Genomic DNA, 19036 nt, shown 5'->3' with positions numbered 1-19036 from the left:
GATATGTCGCAAGCGAAACCAGTTCAATTAGAATATAGAGAAAATCTTGGGCTTCATTCTAATATTTCAGATATTAATGACCCTATTCAGGAAAATCATCCATTCCACTTTAAGTTTTTTAACATGAATGAAAGTGTTGAGAACACTTTGTACCAAACTCTGGATCGATTTTTATTGCAGTTAGATGTGATATCTGTTCGTGAATCCATCGTTGCCGCCGTAAAAGAGATGGTTACCAATGCCATCAAGGCAAATGCTAAACGAGTCTACTTCCACACACAATCTGCCAACATTCAAAATGAGCAGGAATACCAGTCCAAGATGACTGACTTCAAAAAAGAATATCTTGAGAAGAGAGATGAATTTGAAGAAGGCCTTCTCAAACACAATTATGGCGTGTATGTTTCCTTTATCCACAATAAGAATCTCATGCGCATACGCATCATGAATAACGTTGAGTTGACTGCCGATGAAGTGGATAGAATTAAATACCGAATCGAAAGGGCAAAATCTTATAATGATTTGGCGGAAGCCTTCATGGACGCGAGCAACGAACAGGAAGGTGCGGGACTAGGTCTCATCATGACACTCATGATGCTAAAAAATGATGGTTTAAGTGATTCAGCTTTTAAATTTGAAAGTTCTGGAAACAAGACAATCTTTACGATTGATATACCCGCTCAGTTGACTAAAGAGGTGAGTCAATCTTCCAAATTGGACCGTTTGATTGATGAGTTGGACCAGTTGCCAACATTCCCAAAAACCATCCAAGATATCCAAGCTGCCATTGACAAACCAAACTCAAGTATTGGCCAAATTGCAGAGATGATCAAACGAGACATTGCACTATCTGCTAACATTTTGAAACTTTCCAACTCTGCTGCCTTTAGAAGAGGTGCAAAGGTTGAATCTTTAGATAGAGCGATACAGCTGATTGGCCTAAAAGAGTTACAATCATTATTGTATTCTTTGGGAACCAAACAGATATTAGAAGATAAATTCCCTGTATTCAATGAGATTTGGGAAAAGTCAAATGAGGCTGCCTTCTATGCAAAAATGATCTCACAAAAAATGGGGATGAACAAAAACTCTCAGAGTAACCTCATCGCATCTACATTGTTGCATGACATAGGAGAGATCGTACTTCTTTCTCTCGAACCAAACCATATGGGAAAGATTAAGAGTTATTCATCCTCAAAGGAGATTGCGACTGCGATTTCTTTAGAAGAATCTGCTTTTGGCATCACACATTCTAAACTTGGTGCGCTAGTGGGTAGCAAGTGGAGTTTTCCAGATGTTTATATCAGAGCTATGGAATACCACCACAGACCACTTCTCGCGGAAGATTTTTACCAAGAAGTGGTGTTCCCCATTTACCTTGCGGATATGATGATATTGATAAACCACAAAGAAGCAAAGTCATCTGAAATCCCACATGAGATTTTACAATATTGTAAATTCGCTTCAAAAGGTGAATTTGATTCCTTCCGCACGAAAATCAGAGAGCAGTACCAAGCAGTTTAAATAAACTGCTTGTTTACTTTCGCTTTTCTTTCCAAGCGGAATAATCTTTTTTGAATCGTTCGTATCGAGGCATGGACACTGCCCGCACATAAGATTGGTTCGGATTTTTTTCTATGAAATCTTGGTGGTACTCCTCTGCAATGTAGAAGGCATCGATTTTTTTTATTTCCGAAACAATCGGAGAAGGAAGTGGGAATTCTTTTGCAAATTTTTGTTTTACGGATTCTGCGGTCTTCTTTTCGTTTTCTGTACTGAAAAATAGGATCGATCGATACGAATTGCCTATGTCCGGCCCTTGTCTATCAGGTGTTGTGGGGTCATGAGATAAAAAGAAAATATAACAAAGTTCTTCAAAACTAACTTTTTTAGGATCATATAGAACGCGAACGGTTTCCGCATGCCCTGTCGTTTCCGTATTCACATCTTCATAGGAAGGATTGACTGTATGTCCTCCCGCATAACCAGAGATCACTTCTTCGACACCTTCAATGGATTCGAAGATATGCTCAGAGCACCAAAAACATCCTTCCGCAAAGTAGGCATAGGCTTTTGAGGTTGGTGGAGTGGGAGATAGTTTGGTATCCGAACCATTGGGTCTGAGAGTTTGTTTGCAAACACTTAGGCAAGAGATTAGAACTAGGAAGACCAAAAGGAGGGGGAGCCGAAGCCGTTTTTTGTGGACCATGGTCTTTAGACATCTTGGACTCTCTCTATTCCATCGCATTCACTGGCTTTTCAGCCTCCCCTATGCCAAAAAAAAGAAGTGGAGAGCGAAAATAAATCACCTAATGACTTGACAAGGAAACATATGTGTAGTATTTTGAGTCTAGGCTTTCCAACCATTTGATCTGTGGGTTTGTTTGTTTGATATGCAAGCAAATCCACATTTTTTTTGTACCGAGTCTTCCCCTCCCTTTATCTGATTCTTTCTCGACAAGCAAGAGCCTTCTCCCATAGTCAAAATCTGAATCCTAAAGGATGAGCTTTCTATGTCCATGTACAAATCTGAAAACGTTTTTGGGGAAGAACTCCTCCCTTGTTCGGCAAATCCTCTGACTGGTTTTTTCCGGGACTCTTGCTGCAATACTTCTGCGGAGGATTTGGGTTCGCATACCGTCTGTGTGGAAGCAACAGACGAGTTTTTATTGTCCCAGAGAGAGTCTGGCAATGACCTCATGACACCGAGGCCAGAATACCACTTCCCAGGGGTGCGCGCTGGCGAGCGTTGGTGCCTTTGTGCGAGTCGCTGGCTAGAAGCATACCGAAATGGTGTGGCTCCTCGTGTTTTTTTACGTTCTACTCACAAAAGAGCCTTGGAGATCATTCCACTCGAAACTCTAGAAAGATTTTCTGCAGACTAGAGCGAGAGAGAGCGCAAGTAGCGACGTGTGATGACATTGGTTCTGTAAAGAGCTTTTGCGAGGATCACATGGATCGGGTGGTTCTCCTCGTAAAGTGTTTCGTATTTGGGGATCTGTAGTTCTTCCAAAGATTCATCCAAATCTTCTCCGAGTTCATAGCTCCCCTTGCTGTAAGAGTTTCGGACCTCGGAAAATTGGAAGGGAGATTTTAGGTCCTCTTCCTTGCTTGTCTGCAGAGCTTTGAAGACAGGGTGGTTTACCTTTTGGTTGTGTATGAGATCTTTGATGAGAAAGTATTGGTATTCTTCGATGAGTGTATGTCGTTGTGTGACATGATCAATCATATTGTTCTTGGCACCTGTTAACCCAATCATTGCGAGAACTTGTACACCAATTTGTTTTCCCGCAGACACTCTTGGTAGGACGGAGGCATGGTAAGGTTGGCTAAGGTCTTGGAGATAGTGTAGCGCCCAACCAGCAAAACGGTAAGCCCAATAGTGGTGTCCCTTTTTCTTTGCGTATTCTGCAAGTTTGGTGAATTGGTAGATACGATATTCTGGATAGGTCCTTTTCAAAAAACCAGCTAAAGAAAAAATAATAGCAGGCTCATGGTAAAAACCCATGTGAAAGGGAGCCTGTGAGGAATACTCATACTTTGGATTGCCAAAGGATTGCTCCCCAAATCCATATTGTTTTCCAAATTCAGATTCGTTATCGGAAAAAAGATAGAGATCTAAATCATAGTCTGGTTCATCAACAGCTGTCACAAGCACATCCAATGGTGAAACAAATTGACCATCCTTTGTTTCTTCAAAGGTCTCCAATACTAATTTACCTTTATCATTTAAAATCGTTATTCGGTTGAGAAGTGGAGATTCTGTTTCTGCTCGGATGTTTACTTTTTGTATATAAGCAGTTGTTTGGTGGTTTGGGTTGACTCGAAGGGCGTGGAAAAACTTTTGTTTTGCGTTCTCTTGCGTAATACTTTCAGGTTGAAATAAGAAATGTGATGGAGTCTTTGGATAATGGGGAAGATCTTTTGCTATCGTTTCTTCTATTTCAGCAAATACTGCTGGCAGAGAATCTCTTTCCTTAATAATAAAATCTTCCAAAGATTCCACTGGGATTTGATTGGGGACACCTTGTTTCCAGTAGGAAGTTAAAATAATCTGTGTGAGTCCGGCATGGTTATTCCATGCTAATAAGGTATTGTGTGCAAATAATAGTAAGAGAATTATGCAGAGTATTTGTTTGCCTTTCATTTTTTTTCCTCCATATGTTTGCCGTTCCAAAGGTAGCGGACCGTATTAAATGAGTTTTCGGTTTCATCATCTATATTGTAGCTACGTGTGACTTCAAGGATCGTATTCTTTTCTCCTTGGTACTTCTTTCTTTTGATGCTTTTATCTTCTTTAAGGGTCTCGCCAGGAAAGACTAGCCAGGTGTCGGCGCAAGAAGGTGGATCACAACCACCCTGGGTCCAAGTAAAAAATTTGTTTATTTTTTGTTTAGAATCAATACTGAAAATGGTTTCTTCCGAGTAAGCATATTCGATCTCCGAAAAAATCAAATACCGTATTCCGATGAGCTTACCAGGGTTAGGTGAAAAAAAATCTCCAGAATAAAGCTGGTGAGACCAATTTTCATTCGAAACAGGACCTACTTTCAACTCAAATTGAGAGAGGATTTTTTGGTTTTCTACAAGTTTGATTTGGATCTTTCCTTCCGCCACTCCCAAGTTTCGGATCAATACTTGTTGTGATCCCAAGCTTACATCGTAGTCCGATAACAATCCACCCCATACGAAGCCTTTTTTGCCTTTTGCCTCAACCTCATACCAATACTCCTTTGTGTTCTGGGAGCTAAAGAGTTCATTTGTCTTTTTTAGGATTGAGACTGGCTCACCAACCTGTAATTTTAGGAGCGAGGCTGAACTTACGGAAGCAGACTTCCTTAGGTTTACATTTTCACCAAACACAAAGTATTTTTTTTCTGCAACTTTCTCTGGCATGACTTGGTCCCAATGGTTTTGTCCGTGGACAAACAATGGAAAACAGAGTAGAAGGAAGAGGCATTTGATTTGGGTGGCCATAGGAAGAAGTGTGCATAAAAATTGATCTGGTCAATCATTAATAAAGAAGGCCAAAATGAAGAAAGAGAGCTTTTTTTTCTTCCCTTTCGTTCCGAAAATAGTAACATTGGGTCGGATTTGCCATGTCATTTGTATATAAAGAACTCAAAGCGTTTTCCCCTAAAGACAACTTAAAAGTAAACGAAACATTTTCACTAGCTGGTGTGGGAAACTCGAGCGAAGACCCGATAGGTGATCTTTTAACTGAAACCCATGACCCAAACCATGCACCTGGTACTGCCTTCCTAAACTTTCGGACGAAGGCACCGATTACAGCAGGGATCATTACCTTCCCTTCCGATGATTCTGGATTGTTGTTACTCGTGAACCATAAAGGTGAAGTCATCTTACTCCAATCAAATGAAGATAAGGTAAACGTTCTCTGGAATATTACCATCCCTGGTGCTTTTTATCGCACGCCGGTGCTTGTGGGAGACAATGTATTTTTGGTCACCAAACAGGGCTTAATGGCGGCAATCAGTTTGAAGAAAGAAGGACAAGAAAAGTCCGATCAGGCAAACATTATCTGGAAAAGAGATCTGGGTCTAACCGTGTTTTCCAGGCTGATCACTACAGGTAGGATTTTGATTGTTGCTACGATCAATGGGATTCATGCCTATGATTGTTATGTTTCTGGTGAAGGAGAAACAGGCACATTTGGAAAACGTTTATGGGACCATCGCTTAGAGGGTATTGTCTCCTCACCATCGATTGATGGAAGCACACTTTTTATAGGTTCGGAAGATAGGCATTTTTATGCACTTCGGTATGGTGGAGAAGGTGCCAATTCACTTTGGTCATACAAGACAGAAGGTGCAATCCGTTCGAAGGCATGTGTCTCTCAGAAGGGAAATTTCGTACTCATAGGATCTTTGGATGGATTTGTATACTGTTTTGATCGAGTCAATGGAAATTTGATCTGGTCTTTTCCCGCAAGAAGTGCAGTACATTCGGATATCGTCTCCTATGTATTGGGCAATGATGAGTTCTTTTTGTTTGGCTCGGATGACGGTACATTTTTCTGTGTCAATGTGTACGGCAAGCAGCAATGGTCATTCAAAACAAACGGCAGAATCAGAAGTGAAGCTCTCGTTCACCAAGATACTGTATTTTTTGGTTCAGAAGACAATCATCTATATGGATTAAAAGTTCATACGGGTCAGTTGAGTTTAAAATACAATACTGATGGCAATATCAATGGTAGACCGGCTGTCATCGGCAATCGATTGTATGTAGGTTCTACGGATTCATTTTTACATGGGATATATATTTAAGAGGTGATTATGTTTTTAGCGCAATTGATAAATCCGTATTCCATCGATCAAGTTAAAGCACTCGAAGACAAAGTCAATTCTTATGAAACTTGGATTTTCTTCTTGGTTTTTGTTTCCGCTGCATTGGCGTTGATTGTCATTTTCCAAAGATTGACGATCAATAAAATGAAGTTCAAAGATGGTAGTGATATAAAGTATTACAACAAGCCAATTAAGCCAAAGGCAGAATCAGAAAAAAAAGTAAACAAAGACTTGGATACATTACCAGATATAAATACTATTACCCAAACAACACCTACTCATATCAACGACAACAACCCCAAGCCAAAAGATTTGCCTGATCCAGGATTGATCTTTAAGTATACCTTGAGTGGAGAAACAACGGAAAAGATAATCACAATTGGTCAAAAAGAAGGGACCATCAAAACATTTTCGACTGAAATTGTAGATCACCACCTTACTATTATGATACGAGCTTTGGATGCTTCACGTGGTCAGGATATCTATGATCTACCCGAAAAGATTGTAGAAAAATATGTCTTAGATTTTCGGAGAGAAGGAAAAGCTCTGATTGTCATGCCATTCTCCAAAGAAGTGCGTGAGATGGGCTCACGAGAAAGAGTGTATTTACAAGACCAGCCTGACGAGGCAGGTGACCCAAACTATCCATCCTTAGAGCATAACCAGCCCATTCGCTTTCGTCTTGGAGATAGACTGAGCCAAGAAGGCAAATTTCGAGCTGGTTACTTTGAGTTTCACTTATATACAAAAGATATAGAATCAAAAACCAAAGCCGGTATACCGAAAATTGAGAAACAGTTTTTCCTAAGATTGTATAAAATTTATCCGGGGTATGATACCGCAAAACAAAACTCAGATGGTCTTTTCCCGATGATAGATCCATTCGCAAAGGCTTGATATGGCAAATGTTCAAAATTCGATCCAAAGAGTTCTCTCCGGAGATAAACCTGCTGTAAGGAAATCGATCATTTTAGGTGTGGGTGGCTCTGGTATGAAAGGGGTACTTGCAGTAAAAAAATGGATGGAAGACACTCTTCCAAATGAAGCTTTTCATTATCTTCGTTATGTGGGAATTGACACTACTGATATTGAAACAAGCATAGAAGCAAAAGGTGCAAAGTATAGATTCCCATCCAATCAATTCTTGCAAGAAGATAGAAGGATGCTGTACATCCCTGCGCCGACTCCCGCCGAACTTTCCTTAGACTATCTACGGGATAAATTCCAAAACGACCCAGCCTATCGTTGGTTGCCAAATCCTGACGTGTATGACATTTCGACAAGATCTGGACAAGGTGCCAACCAAACCAGACCATTGGGAAGGCTTGCATTTTTTCAAAACGAACATCTCATACGAGAAACTTTGGTAAAAGAAAGAGATCGTTTAGCAAGTCTTTCTACGAATCCAAAGTATTTTCAGTTATTGGATGTGAAGGAGGAGGATCGAAAAGAAGAGGTGATTCGATTTTCCATAATAAAAGGAACGAGTCGATACTATTTTAAAGACAAAATTTCCTCCGACAGACAATTCATAAGCCTTGACCCCGATCCAAAAGCAAGAGCCATCCTTGCTCCTCAATCTGATAAACCTTTGGCCTTGGACTCATTTCCTTTGGATGAGAAAGGTTATTATTTTGAAGTCAATCCTAGCCATTTTGCTGGCCAAGAATTTCAGTTTAAGACAAGCCATATGCGGAGCTCTGCTCAAATTTCCATCTTCATCACTTGTTCCATAGTAGGTGGAACAGGGAATGGAATGATACTTGACTTGGCAGCAATGGTCAAAGATATCTTCAAAGACTTTTGGCCATCTCCTAGAATCTATGGCATTCTCGTTTTACCAGCAGCTTTTCAGAAAGTAGTCTACAATCGAAATGCGAGAGCAAATGCGTATGCCGCTCTAAAAGAAATAGATTATTTTATGAGTGGGAACGCATTCCGTGCAACCTATCCAGGTGGCCGAGAGGTTGTTGTGAATGACCAACTCTTTGACAATGGTATGCTATATTTGTTGGATATTGAAAACATGGCCTCCAATTCTCTCCAAGGTCGTGACCAAGTCCAAGAGTTGACGGGTCAATTTATTTCGACATTTGTAGCCTCTACAGTAGGTGGTGCCATAGAGGAACGGATGGTGAATGATTCAACACGTGTTAGCATTTATCTCCCCAAAGACCAGACTTCCAAAAGGAAAGCCTGTTACAATTCGTTCGGTATTTCGCGTGTTGTATATCCTGTTGATAAAATGGCGGAATTAGGATATAAAATAACAGCTGTAAAGGTGATTGAAAATTTTCTAAAAGAAGTGAGCTCAAAACTCTTACTAGAAACTTTAGGTGATCTCAATCGAGGTTTGGTGCGTGCACTAAGGCTGAACTGTTTGTCATTCTTTGAGAGACTCTATCCAGACTATGAATTGGATTTGGATGTTGAATTTAAATCTTATGGAACACGGATGAAAGGTCTCCTTGAAAAGAAAGACTTCCGTGGTGCAGTGAGCCTTATGGAGATACTTGTTAAGGATTATGGTCCTGAAGAGCAAGAAAAAATTAAGAACAATTTTCTTTCTAGAATAAGCAAACGAGCACAACTTGAGACCGATAAACTTAAGAGCATTCTGATTTCAGAAATTCACAAGTACCTTGCTGACCCTATGAAGGGGTATCTCTTTGCTGAAACAGCTATAAATCTAATATTAGAAAGACTAGAGATCTACCAAAACAAATACTACAAAGAGAAAGTGGCGCTTTCCCGTTACTCCACCGAGGATTTTGCAAAATGCATTGAAGCTGCTGAGAAAAATGGTCCTGAAAAACCTGAGCTCTTCCAGCAATTTTTAAATATGCAATCATTTAACTACCGTCAGTTGGTATTTGAGTCCATGCTCACAGCCTCGGAGAATTTTATCCGTGACTTAAAGGCAAATCTTTTTGAAATCAAAAACAAGGAAATAGTTCTCTTAAAAGAGAAACTTTTAGAATTGAAAAAGGATCTCGAAAATGAAATCAAAGAAGGAAAATTTGAACTGCTAGAAAAGAAAAATCCACTTTTCTTCTATTTGATCAATCCAGATGAGATAGACCAGTTTTTAAAGAAATACTTTTATTCCAGACTTTCCATTGAAGACCTTTCCTCGGAAGTAAATTTTTTACAGATGGACCGCGAAGATAATGCGATGCAATTATTAACTACCCATTTGATTGCCATCAAAGGTTTAAAAATTCTGGAAAAAAAACCAGATGAAATCAAATCCATGATTGAGCATGCTTATCCTCATTTACTCAAACTTTCGGGAGATGAGGTAAAAGCGGCACTTGCCAAAGAAATGGAGAGTGCGGAGGACAAGTTAGAGGTTTCTGAATCCACTCAGCTAAAAATCGAAATTGAGAGTATACGTTCCAAATTATTTCAAATTATCTATACAAAGTTAGCTGGTATAAGTTTTGAAACTATATCGATCAAACAAGTTCTCGAAGAGAAAAAAATACCACTTAAAAAATTATTGGAAAAATTGGATTCTTATTCTAGGCCCTATATCAAAGTAAATGCTTCTGGTACGGAAGCCATGGAATACTATCGAACAGTTACAAACTTTCCTTTGAATGCCTATGAAGAGGGAGAGGACTTGGAACAAAAAAATGACCTTCCTTCACGAATGGACCATTATTCCAAACGAGCAAATACAAGCCCAGATATCAGTGTAGAAACATTTGAAGCAAGTACAGTTTGTAAACCATATGAGATGATTTCGATTGGTATTTTACTTGGTTTCCCCATTTATAAAATTTCCAGTCTGACTGCTTCTGTAAGAGATTATCATGAATTAATGGCGGAGAAATCGCACCCACTCCATTGTTTTAACCATCCTTCAGAAGACGCGAAGTACTTCCCAGACCCCATGAGAGCATTGAACTATATAAATCCTGCTAGGTTGTGGAATGGTCTTGTAAACTATGGCCTCTTAGTGCAAACTGAGGCGGGTTTTGCCTACGACAAAGGTCTCGAAGTGCGTATGAAAGAAATACATGCCAAAGAAGCTTACAAGGGAAATATCTTAGCGATCGAGACATTGATTACGAATGATGGTGGCATAGCCAAGATGAGTCCAAAGACTTTGCTTCAGGCAATCCATACTTTTGCTTTTTTATCCAAGACAAAATCGGGCAAAATTGGTTTTAGAAAAGAAATCGCAAACTTGATTGCTGACATCTTAGACGGTGATGAAACAGACCAACGCGCTAAAGAAAAACAAGTCAGTAAAGAAGAGTATATCAATACTTTCTTGAAAAAGCCTGAATTTTCAAATATGGAAGAGCTTCGAGATTTCATCTTCAAAGGTGACGAAAGAGTAAGGCAATTCCTTATCCAAGAGATTGAATCCGTAATCCAACGAACAAAAGGTAACGAAGAGGCCGGTGCCTCGGTGTCTTTGCCAAAATCTAAGATAGATGCGGCCAAACTCCCCACTTTCAAAGACCAATATCAATTTTACGAATACTTTGAAAAATTTGGTTCCTTGGAATGGCAAAATCTTTTGAAGAATGAAATCGTTACGAAACTGGCGGCCAAACTAGCTTCGTATGAGTTCCGAATGGATTATGACCCAACCTTACTTGATCGAAAGAAAGTACAAGACTTTCTCGAATCACAGAAACAGATTTTACCAGATGTTGTGATATGGGAAACAGCCGTTGAAAATAAGATCATTAAATAGATATATCACTCTACTCTTTCTCTTTTTAACTCCGCTTGTTATTTTCGGGGAAAAAGTGAACAGAAAATGCACAGAAGCCTGTCGGAGTAGAGGCTACCAGTATCATTATTGTGAGATGAAGTGCCTATCTAATCCTGCTTACCAGGATTTTTTTAATGATAACTCCCATGCACCTCTGGAAATAGATTATGATCCAAAATGTATGAACACTTGTATGCCAGAGAAAAAGAATTTCGCAAAATGTGAGGAGAAATGCAGGTATTAAAGTTTAGTATTTTTTTCGTTCTCTTTCACTTACTTCTAACTTCTCTTGATTCCAAGGATATCACAAGTTTCCATAAAGAGATTGTAGGCAAAGTAGAGTACAATAAGTACGGTATTGCGATCATCCTACGAGAAGAGGGTTGGTTTGCGATTGATAAAAAGAAAAAGATACTTTACCAGGTGTATACATTCGACAACGGACCAGACTACATTTCCGACGGTTTGTATCGGATTGTTGATGGCTCAAAATTTGGTTTTGCCAATGAAAAAGGGAAAGTGATTGTTCCACCTAAATATGATTTTGTTTGGCCATTTGAAGATAAAAGAGCTCAAGTTTGTATTGGTTGCCGTTTTCGAAAGGTAGGTGAACACACTGAAATCATTACAGAGGGAGCAACGGTTTTTTCTATCAACCAATCAGGGAAAGAAATTTCAAAATAATTTGATTCTGTTCTAATTCCAGAAAACAAATCTTGGGAAAAAAATGATTGAATCAAAATTCTTCGGAGGCTGTAGTAAGTATCCAGGAGAATATCTATGAAAAAAATAATCGTTGCGACTGCATTTCTTTCGGTCTTTCTTTTTAACTGTGGTGGCTCTTCTGTACAAGCACCGGATCCTAAACGAGTTGGCTGTGAAAATACCTGTGGTCCTATCGCAAACAAAGCCGTTGATGAATGTAAGAAAAAGAAGAAAGCAGAGGATGTTTGTAAAGCAGCTGGCACCGCAGCAGAAAGTAAGTGTATCGATGAGTGTATGGCGAAGTAGTCTCTCGAGTTCATAAAAAAAAGCCCGAAGGATTTTCCTCGGGCTTTTTTTTTGTTCGTATGGAATCGAAAGATTTAAGCTCTTTCGACTACCATTGAGCCTGCAACTCCACCGTGTGCACACGCAGTGATGAGGACTTTCTTCGCATCTTTGTTTTCATGGAAATCCATGATTGCATTGTGGAGTAGTCTAACACCTGTTGCCCCAAATGGATGTCCGATCGCGATGGATCCACCATTAGGATTGATTTTCTTTGCATCAAAATTCTTTTCCCAATCAAAACCTGTTCTGATTTTGATCTCTTCCAAAGCAGCTACAGCTGTAGCTGCAAACGCTTCGTGGATTTCAATGACATCGATGTTTTCAATTTTTTCTCCGATTTCTTGGAGAAGTGCTAGGGTAGATTCAGCTTGGCCTAAACCCATGAGATTGGGTGCGACTCCTTTCATATGGAATCCGGACACATAAGCTTCAGCCTTGAGTCCTAGTTTTTTAGCTGCTTCTTCAGAAGCAACAATGATCCCAGCAGCTCCGTCGGAACGAGGGCTTGCGTTGAAGATCGAAACAGTAGGTCCATGGCTTTTCTTTAAGTCCTTTCCATACTTTTCTTTCCAAGCATCAAACTTCATCCCTGGATTGTCGAACATAAGCATAGCTCTTCCCATTCGAGTTGGGTTTTTCACGAGACCTTCCCTAAGAAGAACTGCTTCATCAGCTTGTAATGGATTGCCTTCATCGTCTTTCACTTCCATGATGAACGGTTTGTATCTTCCTTCTTGCGTAGCTTCATATGCTCTTTTGAAAGACTCATAAGCTACTTTGTCTTGCGTTTCTCTTGGGATTGCATAATTTTGCGCTAAAATTTCTGCAGTTACCTGCATACCATAACTTGTTTCACCATCGCCCAATCCATCTTCGAGAGTGTCTCGGACTTCCACACCTTCTGGAAGTTCGTTGGGAAGGAGTTTGAGGAGTGAATCTAAACTATTTGTCTTTTTGTTGAGTCTTGCATTCTTCACAACGAAAGGCATAGAAGTTTGTGATTCTTCTCCGATGACAAGATACACTTGTCCTTCGCCAAGAAGGATTCTTCTTGTTGCTTCGGCTACCGCTTCCATTCCAGAAACGCAGTTATTGGCAACGGTAAGGCAGGGAATTTCTAGAGGGAGGTTAAGTAAATTTGCAATGACACGTGCAGAGTTAGGAGCATTGGAAAAACCTTCACCCACGATCACCCCATCAATGTCAGTGGTTTTTAATCCACTTCGTTTCATCACTTCTTCTCCAACTAGTTTGCCTAGATGGTGGCCTTGGTATTGTGCAAGAGCCTTTCCGATCTGCGCGAAGGGGGTCCTTGCTGGACTTGAGAGAACGACTTTTTGGTTCACTTTCATGGTTTTGTTCCTTTTCTTGGCTTCTAAATCTGTCTACTTTGCTAACCACTTCATCATCGAACGAAGTTTGGTTCCTACTGCTTCAATAGGGTGAGCGGCATTTTGCTCTTTTAATTTTTTATACTCTGGGTACCCGGCTTTGGTATCAGCAATCCAACGTTTTGCGAACGCTGCTCCTTTATCCTTTTGGATATCATTGAGCACTTCCTTCATGCGAGCTTTGACTCCTGCATCAATGATGCGAGGTCCACTCACATAATCTCCATACTCGGCAGTGTCCGAAATGGAAAAACGCATTCTTGCTAATCCACCTTCATAAATCAAATCAGTGATCAACTTAACTTCATGAAGGCATTCAAAATAGGCGATTTCTGGATCATATCCAGCTTCAGTTAAGGTTTCAAAACCTTTCATAATTAGGTTAGCTACTCCACCACAGAGTACAACCTGTTCGCCAAAAAGATCCGTTTCTGTTTCTTCACGGAAACTTGTTTCTAGGATACCAGCTCTTCCTCCACCAACACCTGCAGCATGCGCAAGAGCCCTTGCTTTTGCCGTTCCAGTGGCATCTTGGTAAATCGCGATAAGGCATGGTACACCACCGCCTTCTGCATATACTCTCCGAACCAAATGGCCTGGACCCTTTGGAGCAACCATGTATACATCTACATTTTTGGGAGGAGTGATGAGATCGTAGTGGATGTTAAATCCATGAGAAAAGACAAGAGCCTTACCTTCACTTAAGTTAGGTTCGATTTCATTTTTGTACATGTCTGCCTGGATTGTATCTGGGGCGAGGATTTGGATGATGTCCGCTTTTTTTGCTGCTTCCGAAACAGAATACACTTCAAAACCAGCTTCTTTTGCATCCTTGACAGATTTGGACCCATCACGGAGTCCGATGATGACTTTTAGGCCCGAATCCTTCATGTTCTGGGCTTGTGCGTGGCCTTGGCTACCGTAGCCAATCACTGCAATGGTTTTTCCTTTGAGAGTATTGAGATCGCAACTGTCGTCGTAATAGATATTTGCCATGAATGGGCACTCTTCCTGAGAATTTTTTTACTGATTTCTCCATATTTTGGAAAATAGGGGTGGGAAACAAGAAGGATTTACAGCAGGTTTTCAGGCATAACACGCTAGCTGGGAGGGTGCCTTCCACTATATCCTTTGCACATTTTGTCACATCGGAAAGAGAAACGAAAAAAGGGTTCTTACTTCATTAGGTGTTCCCAAAGTACCTTTGCCCCTATGCCCAACAAAAGCATGGCTCCTAATCCTTCCGCCCATCGTTTGATCTTATTGCCCGTAAAGAAACCCAAGTAAAGCCCGAGGAAGGAAAATAGAAAGGTCGTGGTTGCGATGATGAGAGAGGAGCTCAGGATCTCGATTTGCATGAGAGCAAAGGTTCCACCGATGGCAAATGCATCCACACTGACAGCGAATGATAAAATGAGGAGTTTCTTTAGAGAAATAGAATGTTTGGAGAGAGGTTTTGCCGTTGGCTCCACGGTAAAAGCATCTCGTAACATTTTCAAACCAATGCCCCATAGGATAAAACAAATCAGCCAATGGTCATAGGCTTCCAAAGATTCTGAGACTACACTGCCCAAACTGTATCCTATAACAGGCATAAGTCCTTGGAAACAGCCGAAACTTAAGGAAATGTGGAGTGCTCGTTTGGTATCGAAAATACGAAAGGCCAATCCTTCTGATACGGCGACAGCAAAGGCATCCATAGAGAGACCTATGGATACTAAAAGGAGTTCAAAGAGTCCCATTCGATGGCTTCAAAATTTTGTTTGGAGAGGTTTGACGTTGTTTATTGATTTTCGAAGAAGAATCGTAAGAAAGTAATTCCATCCTCGTGAATGGACAAAATTCCAAAACCAAGCTAGAGGGTAGGTAAAACTTGGAGTTCTCGGATTACCGAAATTAGATGGTCTTTCTTCCAAGGTTTTGTGATTACATAATCAACTCCGCCAACTCGTTTTGCTCTTTCTAAGGAAGCGGGATCTACCTGGCCAGTTAGAAGGATTTTTTTGATATTGGGAAAGTTTAACTCCAGGTGGATCATAAATTCATCACCTTTCATACCCGGCATTAACCAATCACTCACAACGATTACAATTGAGTTGTTGGGGTCCAAAGTATCGTCAATGATGTCAATGGCCTCTGCCGCTGATTCGGCTGTTTCATAAAGGAAAGAATTGCCGAAGGCATTTCGAAGTTGCTCTTTGAGACTTTCTAGGACAGTCACTTCATCATCCACACAGAGAAACATAAACTTTCTTTCGGAATTCAAAGGGGCAACCTCACTCTGAAATTGGTTCCAATCCCAACCTCTGAATGAAACATAATCTCTCCCTGGTGCTTTTCAATGATTTTTTTCACAATCCCGAGCCCTAGGCCTGTCCCTTCCCCTCGGCCCTTTGTTGTGAAAAAAGGATCAAAGATCTTGTCCTGGACCTCAGGAGGGATGCCTTTGCCACTATCCTGGATGCTTACAGTGACGAAATTTGGATTTGGATCGCGTTCGATACGGATTAGAATCTCACCATTTCCGTCCATAGCCTGCACTGCGTTGTGGATGAGGTTTGTCCAAACCTGGCTCAATTCGTCCGCATAACCTGAAATATTTCCAGCCCACTGAAAATCCTTTATGATCTCAATTCCAGATTTAATCATACTTTTATAAATCACAAGAACGGTTTCTATACTCTCGGCTAGTGAGATATTTGTTTTCTCACCTGAATTGTCTCGGTGTGAATAGCTCTTCAATGCAAAGACAATTTTTGATGCTCTCTCAACCGAGTTATCAATATTGTGCGCATTCGAATAGAGACGAGATATTTTATGTAATAACTCTAGAGAGCTCGCTCCATGTTTCTCCTGTAATAATGCAAGCCATGTTTCGAAAGGAAAAGACATCTCGATATCTAAAATGAGATCGGCAGCGTGTTCCGCATTGGCTATATTATGCGAAAGAAATAACTCGGCGAATTCTTTTTTCTTTTGGCGTCGTTCTTTGCCTGAGAGATAGTTTGATCTAGGTTCAGCATCTCTTTCCATGATGGATTTAAGTAGTGTATGGGCCGAGAGTGATATTTGCTCAAAAGGGAAATTGAGAATATAAGTCATGGCATCTTCTACATTGGAGATTGCCGTACGGATAGTACCCAGTGGAGTGTTAATTTCATGTGCAACTCCTGCGACCAATTGACCAAGAGTAGACATTTTTTCTGAATGGATCAACTGCTCCTCAGCCGCTTTGAGTTCTACAAGAGCTTGGGAAAGATCTTGGTTGGATTTAGAGAGATTTAAATTGGACTCGTTGATATCTTGTATCAAGGAAGAAATCTTTTCTTTTAAAATTCGAAAGGCAGAGGCCAATCTGCCAATTTCGTCTTTGGATTCATACTGGATTTGAACAGACCAGTTTTGATTTCCAATTTCATGCGCAACCTTTGTCAACTGGTCAATAGGGTTACTGACTTTATCTTTGATTACGATAAATGAAAAAGATAAACTGATGATCAACAAAATGATGACCCCAATCATGGACGATATTAAATAAATACTGGTTTTCTCCAGTTTACGAACATTGTCATTGGTCCGTTTTTCTAAAAGTTGGAAGAACTCATCAATTGGTTGCATGATTTCTTTTTTTGATTTATGATAATCCAATCCATGCATGAGAGAAATTGCATATTCCCGGTTCGGTGTGGCTCGTTTTGTAAAATTTCCTTTGCTGTCTTGGTAAATGCCTTTGATGGCATTCATCGCGATGTTTTCCAAATTCACAAGTTCATCAGAATTGAATTGTGCCTTCTTTAGTTTTTGGAATTCTTCGTTGGTAAAACCTGCTTCAATCATTCGCGATTGAAGAGACTGTTTTGTACCGGTTGTTGTTTGAATGTCCTCAGGTCCTATGACAAAATCCCAATAGATACGGTCATAATTTTCAGGTCTTTCTTTCTCTCCGTTGCGGATGGCTAATATTTCATTGAAAATTTTCTCATAAAAATCGTTTCCAGTGACCACATAGGTGCGAGCAAATCTTGTTAAATCATCAGAACTCTGTCTAAGTTCATCTGCTAGTTTGATAGACTTAAGCCTTGTTTCTTGGCTCTTTGCTAATGATGATTGCACTCGGAATAAGGCAATGGAAAGACCAGCTAATAAAAGTAAGAGGATGATATTTACGGAAAAGATTAAATAAAAGAGCCTTTTGATACTCATAGGTCACCTATTCACCGTCAGATCAACCGACACCAAACATACATCGTCATTTAAATCAGAATCTTGTAAAAATTCCATGAGATCAGAAAAAATACCAGCAATGAGAGACTCACTATCTTCCGTTCTATGTTTCATTAAAAAATCATGAAGAAGTTCTTCGTAGAATTTCAGGCCTCTTTTCTCGGAGCAGGCTTCCAAAAGCCCATCGGTAAAAAAAAGAATCCGAGAGGCTCCCCGTAAACTGATCTCTTCATTGATATAATGAGCTTGTTTTGAGCTTAGCACCTCAGAGCTTAAGATTCCTAAGGGCTTTCGTTTGTGCTTTAACTTTAATTCTTTGACCGTATCCATATTGAATACATAAGGGTATGGGTGGCCTGCATGTGAACAGACCATATCTCCCGTTTCAAAATCTATTACCGCATAAAGTGCCGTGACAAATCTTCCATCGGAGTAGGTAAGGATTACATCATTCAATAGTGATAGAAGTTCGGAAGGGTTGTCCATCACTTCTTCTGGCATTTGGTGAATCGTACTCTTGATAATGGCTGTAATGAAGGCAGAAGCGACACCATGACCGGCTACATCGCTGATGAAGATTCCAATTTTATTGGGATTTGTGAAAGATAAAAAATCAAAAAAGTCACCTCCCACCTTTTCTAAAGGTAGGTATAAAGTGGAAATGTATTTCTTTGCGCGTCCGGGAGGTAGTAGAGCATTTTGGATCCCAGCCGCTAAGGTTAAGTCCTTTTTCATCAGTAAATTTTGCTGTAAAATCTCTTTTGATTTTTTTGCGAGATCCTTTTCGGTGCGTTTTTTTTCTGTCACATCTACTATGGTAAGCCTGATCAATATCGCTTCACCTGGAGGAGAAACAATTTTGCCGGAGAGGTAGACATCCAAGGAATTCCCATCTTTTTTGTGTAAGGTGAACTCTTGGTTGTTTGTTTGGCCACCTGCTTTGATCCAGGAAAAATCCTTTTCAAATTGTGCCGTTTGTGATTTTAAAAGAAGATTTTGAAACTCAGAGAATTGGAGTAGTTCTTTCCGAGTAAAACCTAACCAGTCTAAGAAGGTGACATTCGCCTTTAGAATGTGACCTTTCTCATCCAAGTTGACATAGCCAGTGGGGGAGTTATTAAAAAAGTCATCTAGAAGAACATTTTGGATAAGGATTTGGTACTTTAGTTGCTCAATTTCCTTTTGGAGGGCAAGGTTCTCTCCCAAAATCTGCTCATTCCCTTCCAAGGCCATATCCCTCCAATACAAGAATTTTTGAAAATCGCTCAATACTTTTCTGGCCTTCGAGAAGGATCTTTTTGAAAAAGATGCAGAGCATGTAC

General features: G+C 40.2%; 16 protein-coding genes. 7 read left to right on the top strand and 9 right to left on the bottom strand.

Annotated elements, in window-relative coordinates; genetic code table 11:
• Window positions 1-3 precede the first annotated feature (3 nt).
• Window positions 4-1524 carry an HDOD domain-containing protein gene (locus tag DI060_RS07675; RefSeq protein WP_108975361.1) on the top strand — a complete coding sequence of 507 codons (1521 nt, stop codon included), beginning with the start codon at window positions 4-6 and terminating at the stop codon, window positions 1522-1524.
• 13 nt (window positions 1525-1537) lie between these two features.
• Here DI060_RS07675 and msrA read toward each other — a convergent pair whose 3' ends face one another.
• Complete coding sequence (gene msrA, locus DI060_RS07670; protein ID WP_108975359.1) at window positions 1538-2209, bottom strand: peptide-methionine (S)-S-oxide reductase MsrA; 672 nt, start codon at window positions 2207-2209, stop codon at window positions 1538-1540.
• Window positions 2210-2513: 304 nt separating this feature from the next.
• Here msrA and DI060_RS07665 point away from each other — a divergent pair, with 304 nt between their 5' ends.
• Window positions 2514-2885 carry a DUF2237 family protein gene (locus DI060_RS07665; RefSeq protein WP_108975357.1) on the top strand — a complete coding sequence of 124 codons (372 nt, stop codon included), beginning with the start codon at window positions 2514-2516 and terminating at the stop codon, window positions 2883-2885.
• Here the strand turns inward: DI060_RS07665 and DI060_RS07660 are convergent.
• Together DI060_RS07660 and DI060_RS07655 are read right to left on the bottom strand one after the other, a co-directional pair.
• Window positions 2882-4147, bottom strand: a complete 1266-nt coding sequence (locus DI060_RS07660) for a phospholipase C/P1 nuclease family protein (protein ID WP_108975355.1) — start codon at window positions 4145-4147, stop codon at window positions 2882-2884. The two genes, DI060_RS07665 and DI060_RS07660, sit on opposite strands and share 4 nt — an antisense overlap.
• The gene (locus DI060_RS07655; RefSeq protein WP_108975353.1) at window positions 4144-4977 is read right to left on the bottom strand and encodes an SH3 domain-containing protein; all 834 of its coding nucleotides are present in this window, start codon (window positions 4975-4977) and stop codon (window positions 4144-4146) included. Before DI060_RS07655 ends, DI060_RS07660 begins: the two co-directional genes overlap by 4 nt.
• A gap of 122 nt (window positions 4978-5099) precedes the next feature.
• On the opposite strand from DI060_RS07655, the gene DI060_RS07650 reads away from it, so the two are divergent.
• The 5 genes from DI060_RS07650 (at window position 5100) to DI060_RS07625 (ending at window position 12057) form a co-directional block, all read left to right on the top strand.
• Complete coding sequence (locus DI060_RS07650) at window positions 5100-6290, top strand: outer membrane protein assembly factor BamB family protein (RefSeq protein ID WP_108975351.1); 1191 nt, start codon at window positions 5100-5102, stop codon at window positions 6288-6290.
• 9 nt (window positions 6291-6299) lie between these two features.
• Window positions 6300-7208: a hypothetical protein gene (locus tag DI060_RS07645; RefSeq protein WP_108975349.1), complete on the top strand. Its 909-nt coding sequence runs from the start codon at window positions 6300-6302 to the stop codon at window positions 7206-7208.
• 1 nt (window position 7209) lies between these two features.
• Window positions 7210-11025, top strand: coding sequence for a tubulin-like doman-containing protein (locus DI060_RS07640; RefSeq protein ID WP_108975346.1), 3816 nt, complete (start codon window positions 7210-7212; stop codon window positions 11023-11025).
• A gap of 252 nt (window positions 11026-11277) precedes the next feature.
• A complete protein-coding gene (locus tag DI060_RS07630; RefSeq protein ID WP_108975342.1) occupies window positions 11278-11730 on the top strand; it encodes a WG repeat-containing protein in 453 nt (150 codons plus the stop codon).
• Window positions 11731-11826: 96 nt separating this feature from the next.
• Window positions 11827-12057 (top strand): hypothetical protein, encoded by a 231-nt coding sequence (locus DI060_RS07625; RefSeq protein ID WP_108975340.1) that lies wholly within the window; start codon window positions 11827-11829, stop codon window positions 12055-12057.
• Window positions 12058-12131: 74 nt separating this feature from the next.
• On the opposite strand, the gene DI060_RS07620 is transcribed toward DI060_RS07625, so the two are convergent.
• The 6 genes from DI060_RS07620 to DI060_RS07590 form a co-directional block, all read right to left on the bottom strand.
• Complete coding sequence (locus DI060_RS07620) at window positions 12132-13451, bottom strand: thiolase family protein (protein WP_108975338.1); 1320 nt, start codon at window positions 13449-13451, stop codon at window positions 12132-12134.
• Window positions 13452-13484: 33 nt separating this feature from the next.
• Complete coding sequence (gene ilvC, locus DI060_RS07615) at window positions 13485-14486, bottom strand: ketol-acid reductoisomerase (RefSeq protein WP_108975336.1); 1002 nt, start codon at window positions 14484-14486, stop codon at window positions 13485-13487.
• A gap of 179 nt (window positions 14487-14665) precedes the next feature.
• A complete protein-coding gene (locus DI060_RS07605; RefSeq protein WP_108975332.1) occupies window positions 14666-15232 on the bottom strand; it encodes a manganese efflux pump MntP in 567 nt (188 codons plus the stop codon).
• Window positions 15233-15345: 113 nt separating this feature from the next.
• The gene (locus DI060_RS07600) at window positions 15346-15756 is read right to left on the bottom strand and encodes a response regulator (protein WP_209452000.1); all 411 of its coding nucleotides are present in this window, start codon (window positions 15754-15756) and stop codon (window positions 15346-15348) included.
• Window positions 15753-17693 (bottom strand): sensor histidine kinase, encoded by a 1941-nt coding sequence (locus tag DI060_RS07595; protein ID WP_108975327.1) that lies wholly within the window; start codon window positions 17691-17693, stop codon window positions 15753-15755. The genes DI060_RS07600 and DI060_RS07595 overlap by 4 nt, the downstream gene beginning before the upstream one ends.
• A 3-nt stretch (window positions 17694-17696) precedes the next feature.
• The gene (locus DI060_RS07590) at window positions 17697-18983 is read right to left on the bottom strand and encodes a SpoIIE family protein phosphatase (protein WP_135355015.1); all 1287 of its coding nucleotides are present in this window, start codon (window positions 18981-18983) and stop codon (window positions 17697-17699) included.
• Window positions 18984-19036 lie beyond the last annotated feature (53 nt).

Source organism: Leptospira ryugenii, assembly GCF_003114855.1.
In the GTDB taxonomy this organism is placed as follows: domain Bacteria; phylum Spirochaetota; class Leptospiria; order Leptospirales; family Leptospiraceae; genus Leptospira_A; species Leptospira_A ryugenii.
Note: the sequence above shows the minus strand (reverse complement) of the source record. Positions and strands in the feature narration are given on the sequence as shown.